12 protein-coding genes are annotated in these 13,824 nt (G+C 70.5%); 4 read left to right on the plus strand and 8 right to left on the minus strand.

Annotated features, from left to right (window positions below; genetic code table 11):
- Window positions 1-12: 12 nt before the first annotated feature.
- Window positions 13-867, minus strand: coding sequence for an ABC transporter permease (locus ABT118_RS28720; RefSeq protein WP_350675117.1), 855 nt, complete (start codon window positions 865-867; stop codon window positions 13-15).
- Complete coding sequence (locus ABT118_RS28725; protein ID WP_350675119.1) at window positions 864-3,593, minus strand: alpha/beta fold hydrolase; 2,730 nt, start codon at window positions 3,591-3,593, stop codon at window positions 864-866. Before ABT118_RS28725 ends, ABT118_RS28720 begins: the two co-directional genes overlap by 4 nt.
- Window positions 3,594-3,734: 141 nt before the next feature.
- Here ABT118_RS28725 and ABT118_RS28730 point away from each other — a divergent pair, with 141 nt between their 5' ends.
- Both ABT118_RS28730 and ABT118_RS28735 read left to right on the plus strand, forming a co-directional pair.
- Window positions 3,735-4,121, plus strand: coding sequence for a VOC family protein (locus ABT118_RS28730; protein ID WP_350675121.1), 387 nt, complete (start codon window positions 3,735-3,737; stop codon window positions 4,119-4,121).
- Window positions 4,122-4,183: 62 nt separating this feature from the next.
- A complete protein-coding gene (locus ABT118_RS28735; RefSeq protein WP_350675122.1) occupies window positions 4,184-4,540 on the plus strand; it encodes a DUF488 domain-containing protein in 357 nt (118 codons plus the stop codon).
- Between the two features lie 68 nt (window positions 4,541-4,608).
- Here ABT118_RS28735 and ABT118_RS28740 read toward each other — a convergent pair whose 3' ends face one another.
- A complete protein-coding gene (locus ABT118_RS28740; protein ID WP_350675124.1) occupies window positions 4,609-5,823 on the minus strand; it encodes a glycoside hydrolase family 64 protein in 1,215 nt (404 codons plus the stop codon).
- 347 nt (window positions 5,824-6,170) lie between these two features.
- On the opposite strand from ABT118_RS28740, the gene ABT118_RS28745 reads away from it, so the two are divergent.
- Together ABT118_RS28745 and ABT118_RS28750 are read left to right on the plus strand one after the other, a co-directional pair.
- A complete protein-coding gene (locus ABT118_RS28745; RefSeq protein WP_350675125.1) occupies window positions 6,171-7,190 on the plus strand; it encodes a DUF2599 domain-containing protein in 1,020 nt (339 codons plus the stop codon).
- Window positions 7,191-7,315: 125 nt separating this feature from the next.
- Window positions 7,316-8,044: an HAD family hydrolase gene (locus ABT118_RS28750; protein WP_350675126.1), complete on the plus strand. Its 729-nt coding sequence runs from the start codon at window positions 7,316-7,318 to the stop codon at window positions 8,042-8,044.
- A gap of 184 nt (window positions 8,045-8,228) precedes the next feature.
- Here the strand turns inward: ABT118_RS28750 and ABT118_RS28755 are convergent, their stop codons facing one another.
- The 5 genes from ABT118_RS28755 to ABT118_RS28775 all read right to left on the minus strand — a co-directional run bounded on the left by ABT118_RS28755 (window position 8,229) and on the right by ABT118_RS28775 (window position 13,698).
- A complete protein-coding gene (locus ABT118_RS28755) occupies window positions 8,229-8,675 on the minus strand; it encodes a hypothetical protein (protein ID WP_350675128.1) in 447 nt (148 codons plus the stop codon).
- A 44-nt stretch (window positions 8,676-8,719) separates the two neighbouring features.
- Window positions 8,720-9,226 (minus strand): hypothetical protein, encoded by a 507-nt coding sequence (locus tag ABT118_RS28760; protein WP_350675129.1) that lies wholly within the window; start codon window positions 9,224-9,226, stop codon window positions 8,720-8,722.
- A gap of 151 nt (window positions 9,227-9,377) precedes the next feature.
- Window positions 9,378-9,968, minus strand: a complete 591-nt coding sequence (locus tag ABT118_RS28765; protein WP_350675131.1) for a pentapeptide repeat-containing protein — start codon at window positions 9,966-9,968, stop codon at window positions 9,378-9,380.
- A 26-nt stretch (window positions 9,969-9,994) separates the two neighbouring features.
- The gene (locus tag ABT118_RS28770) at window positions 9,995-10,282 is read right to left on the minus strand and encodes a hypothetical protein (protein ID WP_350675132.1); all 288 of its coding nucleotides are present in this window, start codon (window positions 10,280-10,282) and stop codon (window positions 9,995-9,997) included.
- An 8-nt stretch (window positions 10,283-10,290) separates the two neighbouring features.
- Window positions 10,291-13,698 carry a toxin glutamine deamidase domain-containing protein gene (locus tag ABT118_RS28775; protein WP_350675133.1) on the minus strand — a complete coding sequence of 1,136 codons (3,408 nt, stop codon included), beginning with the start codon at window positions 13,696-13,698 and terminating at the stop codon, window positions 10,291-10,293.
- Between the last annotated feature and the right edge of the window lie 126 nt (window positions 13,699-13,824).

Genomic DNA, 13,824 nt, shown 5'->3' on the forward strand with positions numbered 1-13,824 from the left:
GGTGACCCGCGGTCAGGAGACGATGTCCTTGCGGGCGAAGCCCCGGAAGGCCAGCGCCACCAGCACCAGCGCGTAGCTGACCGAGAGCGTGACGCCCTGCAGCATCCCGCCCCACTCCAGTTGGGGCTGCAGCGCGTCCGCCCAGGCGTACTGCCAGTGCGCGGGCAGCCACTCGCGCAGCCCGCCGAGCGCGGTCACCGCGTCCAGCACCCCGGTGATGATGGAGAGGAAGACCGCCCCGCCGACCGCACCGAGCGGGGCGTCGGTGACCGTGGAGAGCCAGAACGCCAGCGCGGCGACCACCAGTTCGGCCAGGAAGACGAAGGCCACCGCGATGCCCAGCCGGGGCAGGGCCTGGGCGGCAGGCAGGCTCACCCCGGTCGGCAGCCGCAGGTCGCCCCAGCCGTACGCGGCCGTGCCGACCGCCAGACCGACCAGTGGCAGCAGCAGCACCGCGCCCGCCGAGAAGGCCAGCGCGACCGTCAGCTTCCGGGCCAGCAGCCGGGACCGGGGCACCGGCGCGGCCAGCAGGTAGCGCAGCGAGGACCAGCCCGCCTCCGAGGCCACCGTGTCGCCGCAGAACACCGCGACCGGGATCACCAGCAGGAAGCCGGTCCCCATGAACAGCAGGGTGACCGAGAAGTTGAGCCCGGAGAAGGTGGCCAGCTCGATGAAGCTGGTCCGGCCCTCCCGCCCCGGTGAGTTGCCGCCGATCTGGAACGCCGCCAGCACGATGAACGGCAGTGCCGCCAGCACTCCGCCCATCACCAGCGTGCGGCGGCGCCGCAGTTGGCGCACCGCCTCCACCCGCAGCGGCAGTGTCCGCCCCGGCCGGTAGCCCTCGGCCTGCTCCACCACGGTGCTCATGCCGTACCCCCGATCAGCGACAGGAACGCGTCCTCCAGCCGGCGGTGCGGCCCGACGCCCTCCACCGGAACGTCCAGTCTCACGAGCTCCGCCACCAGTTCACTCGCCGTCATCCCGTCCAGTCGTACCAGCAGTCCCTGCTCGACCGCCTCCGCCGAGCCCACGCCCGGCAGTTCGGCCACCTTCTCGGCGACCCCGGTGGCCGGCGTCGTCACCAGCAGGACCTCGCCGGCGCCGATGATGGTCGCCACCGGGCCGGCGGTGACCAGGCGGCCCCGGTCCATCACCACCAGGTGGGTGCAGCTCTGCTCGACCTCGGAGAGCAGGTGGCTGGAGACGATGACGGTGCGGCCGGCCGCGGCGTACCGGATCATCACCTCGCGCATCTCCCGGATCTGCGGCGGGTCCAGCCCGTTGGTCGGCTCGTCCAGGATCAGCAGCTCCGGCATGCCCAGCATCGCCTGGGCGATCGCCAGCCGCTGCCGCATGCCCTGCGAATAGGTGCGGACCGCGCGGTCCAGCGCCTCGCCCAGGTCGGCGATGGCCAGCGCCTCGTCGAAGTGCGCGTCCTCGGCCGGGCGCCCGGTGGCCTGCCAGTACAGCCGCAGGTTGGCCCGGCCGGTCAGGTGCGGGAGGAAGCCCGCACCCTCCACGAACGCCCCGACCCGCGACAGCACCGGCGCGCCGGGGCGCACCGCGTGCCCGAACAGCCGGATCTCGCCCTGGTCGGGCCGGATCAGGCCCATCAGCATCCGCAGCGTGGTGGTCTTGCCCGCCCCGTTCGGCCCGAGCAGCCCGAGCACCTGCCCGCGCTCCACCCGGAAGCCCAGCTCGCGGACCGCGTAGCGGTCGGTGGAGCCGCGGTACCGCTTGCTCAACCCCGTGATCCACAGCGGCACTTCGGCCAGCTCCGGGTCGTACTCGGCGGTCCGCGACCGACGGAACCGGACCAGCAGCAGGACCGCCGCGGCCACCGCGATCAGCGGCAGCACCCAGACCCGGGCGGGCAGCGGCGCCGCCTCGGTGCGCAGCCCGTCCACCACCGGCACCGTCAGCGGACCGGCCGCCGCGATCCGGTAGGTGGCGGGCTCGACCGGCGAGGCGTACCCGAGGTCGCTGGCAGCCAGCACCAGTCGGAGCCGGTGCCCGGCCGCGAACTCGTGGTCGACGGCCGGCAGTTGGACACTGACCGTGCGGCCCTCCTGCGCGCCGGTGACCCGCAGCGGGGCGGCGAGCTGCTGCGGCAGCGACTGCTTGCCGTCCGGACCGAGGTCGTACAGCTTCGCGAACAGCACCGCGTCCGGCCGGTCGGCCTGCACCCGCACCTGGACGGTCGGCGCACCGGTGAGGTGCAGCACCGAGTCCAGCGGGGCGGAGTCGAAGCTCGCGAACTGGCCCGGGAAGTCGATCGCCAGTCCCGCCCCCACCGAGGAGAGCTGGCTGAGCGCGCCGACGCCCGGCACGGCCGAGATGTTCGGCGGAGCGCCGCCGGGCGGGTTGGCGATGCTCTGCTCCCGGCCGGTCAGCCCGACCGTCCGGGTGCCGGTGCCGCCCAGGCCCGGGTAGCTGTCGGCGCTCGCGCCGCGCAGCACCGCCTGGAAGCCGGTGGAGTCCAGCCCGCCGGTCCTGGTGACCCGGAAGGCCGGGCCGGTGTCGGTGTCCTGCTTCTTCAGGTAGTGGTCGAACCAGGCGGTGATCCGGCCCTCCACCCGCTCACTGCCCTCGGTCCCGCCGTCGTGCCCGCCCGCGAACCAGTCCACCGAGACCGGCGCGCCGTTGGCGGCCACCGCCTTGGCGATCCGGTCCCCCTGGTCGAGCGGGAAGAGCGAGTCCTGCTGCCCCTGCACCACCAGCGTCGGCACCTTGATCCGCTCCGCCACCGAGGACGGGCTGGACCGGTCCAGCAGCGCGACCGCCCCGGCATCCGACCGCCCGGTGGTGGCGACCCGGTCGTACATCGCGCACAGCTCGTCCGAGAACCGGCCGCAGCCGACCGGGCCGTCCTGCTTCCCGTCCTGCTTGCCGTCGTGCTTCGCCTCGGCGGGCTGACCCCCGGTCAGGCCGCCGGCCGAACCGGTGGTGAAGAAGATCCCGGCCCACAGCTTCTTGAACACCCCGTCCCCGCCACCGACCGCCTGGGGGAACAGCGCCTCGTTCAGGTTCCACCAGGTGATCTGGCTCGACACGGCATCGATCCGGGGGTCGTACGCGGCCCCGAGCAGCGCGGCCCCGCCGCCGTACGAGGCACCGGTGATGCCCACCCGCGGGTCGCCCGGTGCGTCCAGCTGCACCTCGGGGCGCCCGGCCAGCCAGTCCACCAGCCGCTTCACGTCGGCGATCTCACGGTCCGGCGCATCCAGCCCGATCTTCCCGGTGGACGTCCCGAACCCCCGGGCCGACCAGGTCAGCACGGCGTACCCCTGCCGGGCCAGCCGCTCCGCCTGGGCCCGCTCGCCGTCCTTGCTGCCGCCGAAGCCGTGCGCCAGCAGGACCGCCGGGCGCGGCGTGCCGCCCGTGGTGAAGAAGGAGGTGTCGATCTCGACCTGCGCGGTGGACCCGGGCGTCTCCGGCATCGAGAGCCGCTGCTCCTCCTGCCGCACCGCCGCCTGCTCGTCCCCGACCGCGACCGCCACGCCGCCCGCCGCCAGCACCACGGCCGCCGCGACCCCCGCCGCCAACCGCCGCCGGCCCGGCCGCCAACGGCGCCACACCCCACCGAATCCCATGGTCACCGACCCTAGCCGCCGCCGAGGTAGGAACCCTGTAAGCGCCCCGCCCCCGTGCAGGCGGGGCGAGCCGCTGAGACCCTGATCAGCTGATCCTCAAATCCATGGACGGTCATCTGATGAGACGTCATAGTGTCCGCCATGGCTTCCCTTGTACATCACGTGACCATCGACTGCGCCGACACCTACCGGCTCGGCTCCTTCTGGGCCGAGGTCCTCGACAGCAAGCTCGCCGACGACGACAAGCCCGGTGACCCCGAGGCCCTGGTCCAGGCCGAGGGCCTCGACCTGCTCTTCATCGCCGTCCCCGAGGGCAAGGCGGGCAAGAACCGGATCCACTTCGACCTCCAGCCCACCGACCGCACCCGGGACGAGGAGGTCGAGCGCCTGCTCGCGCTCGGCGCCACCCTGGTCGCCGACCGCCGCCGCCCCGACGGCTCCGGCTGGGCCACCCTCGCGGACATCGAGGGCAACGAGTTCTGCGTCGAGCGCAGCGCCGCCGAGCGCGCGGCCCGCACCGCCTCCTGACGCACCGCCGGGCACCCGCGCGCCGCACCGTCCCGCCACCGGCCGGCCGCTACGCTGCGCGGGTGCCCACCCCTCCCGTGCACCTCGGCCGGGTCTACGACCCGCACGGCCCCGAGAACGGCGCCCGCATCCTGGTCGACCGCCTCTGGCCCCGCGGCCTCAGCAAGGAGCTCGCGGCCCTCGACGGCTGGCCCAAGGCCCTCACCCCCTCCACCGAACTCCGCCGCTGGTACCACGCGGGCGGCGACTTCCCCGCCTTCCGCGACCGCTACCTGGCCGAGCTCTCGGCCCCAGACGCCCAGGCCGAACTCACCGCCCTGCGCGACCGCGCAGCCGCCGGCCCGCTCGTCCTGCTCACCGCCGCCAAGGACCCCGCCCACAGCCACGCGGCCGTCCTGCGCGAGCTCCTGGGCCACTGACCCCGCACCGGGGCGGAGGTCGGCAGCTCGCGCAGGACGGGAACGGCGACGGGTGTCAGCTCAGCGGGTCAGTTCAGCGGGTCGAGCGTCATGTAGGCCTGCTGCGGGCTGCCGTCGTGGACCAGCGACTCGTGGTGGCCCACGTCGTCGAAGGCGAAGGCGTACGCGTTGCCGTCGGCCATCTGCGCGTGGATCTTCCGCGCGTACTGGTTGGTGACGGCGTCCTGGTAGAAGCCGGACGCGCCGGTGTCGGGCTGGTTCGGGTTGGTGAGCAGGGTGGAGCGGTTGTAACCGGCGCACAGGGTACGGGAGATGGGGCCCCGGACCAGGTCGTTGGGGGCGTCCAGCAGCTTGTAGCAGCCGAAAATGCTGTCGGAGTCGGGCTTCTGGAAGCTGGTGACCACGGCCCCGGCACCGTTGGTGAAGTTCATGGTGTTGCCGGAGACCCGCCCGAAGTACTTGGTGCCGGGCTGGTCGGCGAACGGCGTGACGGTCAGTGTGGACGTGGCGTACTTGCTCCACACCCGGTTGACGTAGTCGTTCATCGCGGTGGCCGGGAGCGCGCCGGACTCGATGCCGTGCCCCGGCGAGAGCGCCCGCAGCACGGTGCCGTCGGAGCGGGTCTGGATCAGGTTCGCCCAGCCGCCCGGCTGCGCCTTCAGCGAGTTGTAGAACCCTTGGTAGCCACCGGACTTGAGGTGGCCGGTGTTCGTGACACTGCCGTTGGCGGCCTTCACGCCGACCGCGTACGGCACCGAGAACATGTCGACCTGGGTGCTGTTGATCCACAGCCCGGAGTCGTTGAGCGTGTACTCGGACCAGTTGAAGAGGATGTTGCGGTTCGGGTCGCTCGGGTTCTGCACCGCCGGCTGGACCAGGCCGCCGGTGGTGAGCTTGAAGACCAGCTTCTGCCCGTAGGAGAAGTAGATCCGGCCGGAGAACTTCGGCATCCGGATGGTGCTGGTCCCGCCGTTGCCGGGCCCGGCGATCGACGCGTCCGGCGCCGGCACCGGCGGGTTCGAGCCGCCCGGCCAGGCGTGGAACGTGCCGTTGGCGTCCGCCCAGCCCTGCTGACCGGTGCTCAGCAGGGTGCCGAGGTTGTAGATGTAGACCGGTTCGCTGCGGCCCGAGCTGTTGGTGAAGGTGAGCGGGATGGTGGTCGGGACCGCCGCGTCGGCCCGCTCCGCAGGGAGCGCCAGGGTGATCCCGGCGGCCGCCGTCACGGCGGCGGCCAGTGCCACGGTGCCGATCGCGCGGCGCGCGGGTGCTCGTCTCGTGCCCATGGGGGTCGTTCCTCCAGGTGGTGGGGGGTACCACCGGACTGCCGAGGCGACCGGCGTGGGGGCCGGAAGGAGGGGGCGACAGCCCGGCGGCGCTGGTGACGCCGCACTCTGAGAGCGCTCTCAGCATGCTGCGGCCGTCCGGACATGTCAATGGTCCAGACAAGAGGGCGACCATCGACTGGCCCTGACCGACCGTCAGCGAGACCTCGACACCCCACTGCCGTGCCGCCCCGGGCAACAGCATCTTCCAGCCATTCACCCCCGGCACCGGCGCGCATCCACCTGCTTGCGCACCCGACCGGGCACCATCGGAGCTTCGTACCCAAACAGGCCACAGGGGACCTCAGTTGAACAACCGATCCACCGCAGCCGGCTACCCGAAGGCAGCAGCTCTCGCCTGCGCCGCCGTCCTCGCCTTGGCGACCGTCCAGTCCGGACCGGCCGCTGCCGACGACAGGACCTGCGACCACGACTACCGGGTGGTCGGCGACATCCTCGCCAAGTACCAGTCCCTGGACGGCCGGAACGGTCCGCTGGGCTGCCCCACCTCCGACGAGCTGAGCACGCCGAACGGGCGCGGCCGGTACAACACCTTCGACGGCGGCTCCATCTACTGGACCGCCGCCACCGGCGCCCACCCCGTCTGGGGAGCCGTCCGCGACAAGTGGGGCGCCCTCGGCTGGGAGAACGGCGGGCTGGGCTTCCCCACCGGCGACGAGCTGACCAACCCGGACGGCCGGGGCAAGCGCCAGCAGTTCGAAGGTGGCAGCGTCTACTGGCACCCCACCCTCTCGAACGGCGCCCACCCCGTCTGGGGCAGCATCGGCGCCCTCTGGGGCGAGTACGGCTGGGAGGGCGGCGAGTTCGGCTACCCCACCAGCGACGAGTTCGCCGACCCCGACTACAACGGCGTCCGCCAGACCTTCTCCGCCCGCCACCTCAGCCTGTTCTGGTCCGCCGGCCGGGGCGAACCCCACGGCACCTGCATCGGCGAATGCGTGGGCTACGAGGGCACCACCAACGTCCCCTGGGTCAAGCAGACCCACGTCTGGAAGGCCGTCGGCAACGGCGACATCGACATCTTCGTCTATCCCACCGACCAGGGATTCGATGACGCCGACACCGACTACAACTCCCTCTGGGACCAGGCCTGGAGCGCCGTCCCCTACCCCAAGGGCATCAGCAAATCCCAGGGCTCGTCCCTCTACAAGCAGCTCGCCTGCCACTCCCGCTACGCCGTCTCCAAGCCCGGCGGAGGCCACGTGACCGGCGAGAGCTGGGACCTGGAAACCTGGCGACCGGACGTCTCCTGGGACTACGCCCTCGACCCGGTGACCGTCCTCTTCCACCAGTGCAACTGGACCTGAGCGGCCGTTGTCGCTGCTGTACCCGGACCGGAGCCGGTTCCGGGATGCGTGGAAGCGGCCGGCCGACCGGTGGCTGATGGGTATCGTCATCGTCCTCGCGTGATCGCCAACGAAAGAGCCAACCGATGCAACCGATCGTCCTGTTCGACCTGGACGGCCTGCTGATCGACTCAGAGCCGATCTGGGACGCGGCAAAGCGTGAAGTGTTCGGTCCGCTCGGCCTGCACCTCACCACGGAGATGCAGGCGGCGACCCGCGGGCTGCGGCAACGGGACATGGTGACCTACTGGTTCGATCGGGCCACCCTTCAAGCCGACCCCGCCGAGGTCGAGCAGCAGATCGTGGCCGCCGTGTGCCGCAGGCTGGCGGGAGTGGCACTGAAACCCGGCGCCGAACACGCCGTCGCGGCCTGCGCCCGCGCATCGAGGGCGATGGCTGTCGTGTCGTCCTCGCCGGAGTCGGTGATTCGGCATGCACTCGCGAGCACCGGCCTGGACGAGTCTTTCGACGCCGTGTTCTCGGCCGAGGACGACGAACACGGCAAGCCCCACCCGGGCGCCTATCTCCGCGCAGCCGCCGCCCTCGGCGCGTCACCCGACGAATGCATCGTGCTCGAGGACTCGCTCAACGGCGTCCTCGCCGGCGCGTCAGCCCAGATGACGGTCATCGCCGTTCCCGAGGCCGCTGATCGCTACGATCCCCGCTTTGCGATTGCCACGCTGGTACTGGAGTCCCTCAAGGATCTCGACACCTCCGTATTCGGCGCGCATCTGCCCGGTGGAAACCGGGACGCCACATGGGCATCGCGTGCTGCGGATCCTCAACCCTTCCGCGCACCAGAACGTGCCGTGTGACGCCCTCGATCGTGGGTCTGGGCCTGCACGAGTTCTGACACCGCCTCAGCATCCGGCCGACGACAGGGCCCTTCGCCGGAGGCGGTGTGCCGCCCAGGACGCCTGTTGCCGGCCCTACGCTGTCGCCTGAGGCTGCTGCATGATCACTGGTTGTCCGCACAGGTCCTAATGATCAACGGCGACTTCACGTCCTCGGACGCCACCGGAACCAGTAGCCTGTCCCTTCGGCTTGGTGGCCAGTGCCGCAATGCCGAAGCTCGCCCATAAGCCGAGCAGCATCGTCCGGTACCTGACGGTGCGGCGCCAGCAACGCGTCCAGTTCGTCATAGCGGGCGTCGATCCCGCTATGACCCGGGTGCTCCGGTTGAGCCGTCCCCACCCCATGGCGCTCGTTCCAGCTGACGTAGAGCGCCCACTGCTCGCGTTCCCACTCCACGACAGCCGCGCGCGCGGGCCAGACTCGGTACTCGTCGGCCTCGTCACCGAAGTACTGGCCGTAGCCGTCGAAGTAGTGGGGTTTCCCGTCGATGGCAGTGAGCCCGACGCGAGGTCCGTCGTACCACTCCAGCTCGACGTACATACGCTCGAAGCCGTCCGCGATCAGCTGCGCTTCATCCCAGGTCTCAACCACACACGCAGGTTACCGGCGAGCGAACCTGATACCCATGATCATGGTCAGCTTGCATCCAATTCGTCGAGGCAATCCGAGTCAAGTCGCTCCAGCGGGCCGCGCGAAATATTCTCCGCCACCCCTGCAAGAGGGACTCCGCCAAAGCCGAGCAGAGCGATGCCGCCTTCGGTGAAGAACTGCCCACCACGCTCAAGGAGAACAATGATCGGCTCGAAGGGATCAGCGATATCCGGCAGCGCCGCAGTGTCTGCACCTCGAAGCTCTGCCCACCTGACTGCATTCCTGCAGACGCGTGCCACCTTCGGGCCGATCGCACGGTCTTCGATCAGGTCATCGATCCGGTCCAGCACATCCTTGCCGATCCGGACCGACGGATCAATGTGCTCCACCAGGTCGATGAAAGGCCAAGGCCGGCCAATCTCATAGGCCGAAGCCCAAAGAGCCATTCTCCGCAAATATTCCGCCATGAGCGCCGATCGAGAATTGGCGCACTTCTCGGCCGTCACAGCATCGTTCCAGGCGATCGACGACAGTCGATCCAGCATGTTCACAGCTGGACTCATATCAGTCACGATTCCAACCCTCTGAACAACAGCGTCGGTACATTCATCCCTCAGGACGCCTCGTCCAACGCCAACGACATCGCTGGTGCACCTCCGGGAGAGGCCGCCGACAGCCCGAGGGCCCGGACCCGGTCCGTCGCTACCGCGGCTTGGGCTGAAGAACCGTTACCTGGCCGCCACGCTCGCCGATCCACGCCTCGAGCGCGGCACCGCCCAGCTCGGACGACTCCGCTCCGCTCCAGAGAGTCACCGGCCCGAAGACTGATCCCGACAGCCCACGGACCACGGTGTTCTCATCCACGTGCACCTTGAACGAGTTCTTCTGCAGCACCGCCCCGGAGAGGTCCGCTCCTCGGAGATCCGTACCGAGCAGCGAGGCACCGAGAATCCGGGCATCGCGGAAACTCGCCCCGGTCGCATCCACTCCGTACAGAGATGCGCCAACCAGATCCGCCCGGTCCAGTCGGGCCGATCGCAGGCGGGCATCATCCAGATTGGCCTTCACCAAGCCGGCATCCGTCAGGTCCGCGCCTTCCAGATCAGCACCTTCCAGCTCGGCCCGGTAGAACTCTGTGTTCGCCAGTCCGACACGGGACATCGTCGCACCGGCAAGGTAGGACTCGGAGAAATCCGCTCCTCGGAAGTCCGCACCACGCAGGTCCGCTCCCGGCGCACTCAATGCCGCCGTGCGGTCGGATTTCGCCCATTCCGCAATCGCTTGCGCTGCCACCTGATCAGCCGGCAGTTCAGAGGCTCTCACTCGTCGGGCGGCAGCGGGACCTGATCGCCTCCGACGAAGAGATATTCGAAGACCTTCCCAAGGTACTCGTACAGAGCATCATCACTTTCAAACTCGACCCAGGTCATGTCGCAGTACTGTGCCACGGAAAGCGGCCGCTCCGAAATGACTTGCGCAAACTCCCGGCGAATCGACTCCCCCCATTCGGGGGCAGAAGAAGCAATCGTCGACCTCACTCTGGGGAGATAGCCGAAAGCCATCTCGGAGTTCAAATAGGTCTTGGCGAAACCGTTGAAAATTTCCATCCCACCCCTTACGGATGCTTTCCTGGCGCCGGATTGGCATAGGACGTGAGCAGGTCGTATCCACCGCTGCCGTCGTCAAGGTACACGACAGTGATCGTCCCACCCTCGAAGTCTACGGGCAGATACTTGCTCGGATCTTGCGGATCCTTGTAGAAGCCGACGAACTTCTCGTGTCCCTCGGCTCCGAGTACATCCTCGATCGGAATCGGGCCGGTAGGCGGAGCACCGTTCGCCGTGATGTAGTCGCGACAGTAGTCATCAACCGCGACGAGGTCAGCGGCATCGTTGTACTTGGTCGCGTACGGGCCGCACTTGTGGGGCCCACCGTGGTCGCCGTCCTGGGTGGTCCCGGTCATGGGGTCGATCCAGTCCGTCGACTTCACGTGCCCGGCGTTCGCGGACGCCGACGTATATGTCTTCGGCGTACCGTCCGCATTGGTGAGTGTGGAGCCCAGACGCTGCTGTAGCGCCGCCTCATCCGGTTTGACGTGTCGGCCGGGCGCATGACCCTGGCTCTCCAACTCGGCGACACGACGGTTGACCTCGGCCTCGCGAGCCTTTCTTTCTTCTTCCGCTTTCTGCTCCTCGGCCGCCCTCTCCTCGTCGGTCTTCCCGTCGTCCTCGTCGGTCTCGCTCTTGTCCGATCCATCGTCCGGATCGGCACCGGCCAGCTCTTCGGGGGCACGCCGGTCGTTGGCGGGGTTGTGGTCGGGGTCGGCGTGATGAGTCGGTGCCGTGGGGTTCCGGTCGGGGTCGAGGGGGATGGCGAAGACGCCGTTGTCGCCGTTGTGGAGGGGCTGGTCGCTGCGCTGGCCGGTCTGGCCGTCGATGTAGGTGATCGTGCCGTTGTGGTTGACGGCGTTCCAGGCGTGGGAGCGGCCGTCGTTGTCGGTGGTGATGATGACGGCCTGGGAGCCGTGGCCGTTCTGACGGAGCGTGTCCTCGATGCGGCGGAACGCCTCGGGGCCGTCACCCATGTCATCGAACTTGGCACCGAGGGTGTTCTCGATCCGGTCCCGGCCGTTGCGGTCGGCGCGGTCGGACGGGTTTCCGTCGGCGTCGTAGTCGGGGGTGCGCGCGGCAGCGGGGGTGGGGTTGCCGCTGAGGTTGTCGACAATGGCAAGTGCGGTGTCGGGGCAGTTGTTGTTGCGCCCAGGGGCGTTGGGGTCGTCGCCGTTGACTGCGGCGACCCAGTTGCCCTCGTTCGGGTCCGGATGCCGCTGGTGCGTGCCGTCCGGGTTCCGGGGGAACTCGTCGTCAACCCGCTTCTGGTGGTGATCAGTGGGGTCGACGTAGCCACCCGGGCTGTCGAGCGGACGGTCGGAGACGGCAGGCCGGCGGGACTCCGGCTTGGCCTCGGGGTGGGTGGTGTCCGGGCCGTCGGGGTCGAGGCGGGAGGCGATGTCGGGGGTGTTGCTGTCCGGGCGGGCGGTGTCGGGGTGCGCGTTGTTGGTGCCGTCCGGGTCCAGGCGCGAGCCGATGTCGGGGGTGGTGCCGTCCGGGCGGGCGGTGTCGGGGCGGGGGTTGTTGGTGCCGTTCGGGTCCAGCCGCGAACCGAGGTCGGGACGGGTGCCGTCCGGACGGGTCGCGTCGGGCTTGCTGTTCGCGCCGTTGGGGTCCAGGCGGGAGCCGAGGTTGGGACGGGTGGTGTCCGGGCGCGGTGTGTTGGTGCCGTTGGGGTCCAGGCGGGAGCCGAGGTCGGGGCGGGTGGTGTCGGGGCGGGGTGTTGTGGGGCGGGGGGTGTTCGACGCGTTCGGGTCGAGGCGGGAGGGGATGTCGGGGCGGGGTGTGGGGTTGGCGTAGGCGGTGCGGGGGTCGGGGCGGTTGCCCGCGGGGCCTCGGTCGGCGGCGGGGCGGGCGGTGAGCGTGGGCCCGTCGTGGTCGGGGCGGCGCTGGGGCTGGACGGTCGGGCCCGCTGCCGGGGTGGTGGGTGCGGTGGGCCGGCTGGTTCCCGGGGTGCCGGGGTTGGCGGCTGTCGGCGCGCCCGTGTGCGGTACGCCGCCCGGTACGCCGCCGGGAGTTGCGCCGGGCTGGCCGGGGGTGCCGGGGGTGGTGTCCGGGGTCGGCTGAGGGGTGGGGCGGTGGTCCGGGCTGGAGGGTGCCGGTGCGGTGGCGGTGGCGCCGAGGCCTGCGGTGCTGAGTCCGGCCGGGCGGTTGGGTGAACTGCCTTCGCCGGTTGGGGTGGTGGTGCCGGCCGGGTCGGCGAAGGCGGTTCGCGGGTCGGGGCGTGTGGTGGCGGGCTCGGGGGCGGGGGTGGGGGTGTGGTCGGGGGTCCGCGCCGTGTCCGGTGCTGCCGCTGCCGGGGTGGGGCGGTCCGGTTGGGGGGCGGCGTCGGGGCGGGTCTGGGCGGGGGTGCTCTCGTGCCGGGGTGCGGGGATGTCGGCCTGGGCGGGGGTGTGGCTGGGTGTCGGTTCGGTCGGGCGGACCGGGCCGTAGGCGGGGCGGTTGTCGTCGCCACGCGGCGGCGGGGTGCTCTCGGCTGGCGTCGGACGGGTGCCGGGGTCGTGGTCGGGCGTCCGCGACGGACCGTCCGGGGAGGACGGGTTGGGACGCGCACCGGAGTCACCGTCAGGCGCACGAGTCGGACCCGACTCCGGAGCAGTGTGGGACGGCCGCGTACCCGAATCGCCATCCGGCGTACGCGCGGGACCGCTGTCCGGCGTCTGCCCGGTGGGCCGGGTGCCCGTGTCACCATCCGGCGTACGCGACGGCCCCGACTCGGGAGCAGTGTGGGACGAACGCGTACCCGTGTCGCCATCCGGAGTACGTGACGGGCCGCTGTCCGGCGTCTGCCCGCTCGGACGCGTGCCGGTGTCGCCATCCGGTGTGCGCGAGGGGCCGCTGTCCGGGGTGGTGCCGGTGGGCCGGGTGCCGGTGTCGCTGTCGGGGGTGCGGGAGGACTGCTGCGAGTCCGGGGCCGAACGACTCTCCGGAGACGGGGTGTTGGCGTCGGAACCGACCCGGGTACCGAACGGGTCCAGCGGCGCGTTGCTGCGCGGCTCGCTGGTGTTGGGCGTCGGCTGCTGCGTCGAGCGCGGCGTCTCGTTCGAACCGGACGTGTCACGGCTCGGGGCGCTGTCCGGCGACGTACTCGACGAGGGACTGTGCCCCGACGGGCTGCTCCCAGAAGGCGTACTACCCGACGGCGTGCTGCCGGACGGCGTACTGCCCGAAGGCGTACTGCCGGAGGGTGTGTTGCTGGAGGGGGTGTTGGCGGACGGGGTGTTGCCGGTGTTCGAGGGCGAGTTGCCGGAAGGAGTGTTGGCGGAGTCGTTCCCGCCGCTGCTGCCCGGCGAGTCCGAACCGCTGTTGCCATGCCCCGCCGCACTGTCCAACCCACCGCGCGCGTGACCACCCGCCTTCGAACCCACCCCGTCCCGCAACGCCTCCGTGAACGTCTGACCCGAGTTCTTCACCGCATCCTTGAACGAATCACCCCCCGCCTTACCCGTCCGCCCCAGATCGAACCCGTCCTGCGCACCGAAACCCTGATTCACCGTCTGCGCGATCAAATCACTGATCATCGCCTGCACAGCCGAAAC

The sequence above is a fragment of the Kitasatospora sp. NPDC002040 genome (genome assembly GCF_040296785.1).
Taxonomy (GTDB): domain Bacteria; phylum Actinomycetota; class Actinomycetes; order Streptomycetales; family Streptomycetaceae; genus Kitasatospora.

Bases quoted from the DNA above. Each gene is read 5' to 3' on its own strand.
- ABT118_RS28725 (WP_350675119.1), bottom strand. From the start codon at position 3,593: ATGGGATTCGGTGGGGTGTGGCGCCGTTGGCGGCCGGGCCGGCGGCGG.
- ABT118_RS28730 (WP_350675121.1), top strand. From the start codon at position 3,735: ATGGCTTCCCTTGTACATCACGTGACCATCGACTGCGCCGACACCTAC.
- ABT118_RS28740 (WP_350675124.1), bottom strand. From the start codon at position 5,823: ATGGGCACGAGACGAGCACCCGCGCGCCGCGCGATCGGCACCGTGGCA.
- ABT118_RS28720 (WP_350675117.1), bottom strand. From the start codon at position 867: ATGAGCACCGTGGTGGAGCAGGCCGAGGGCTACCGGCCGGGGCGGACA.
- ABT118_RS28770 (WP_350675132.1), bottom strand. From the start codon at position 10,282: ATGGAAATTTTCAACGGTTTCGCCAAGACCTATTTGAACTCCGAGATG.
- ABT118_RS28750 (WP_350675126.1), top strand. From the start codon at position 7,316: ATGCAACCGATCGTCCTGTTCGACCTGGACGGCCTGCTGATCGACTCA.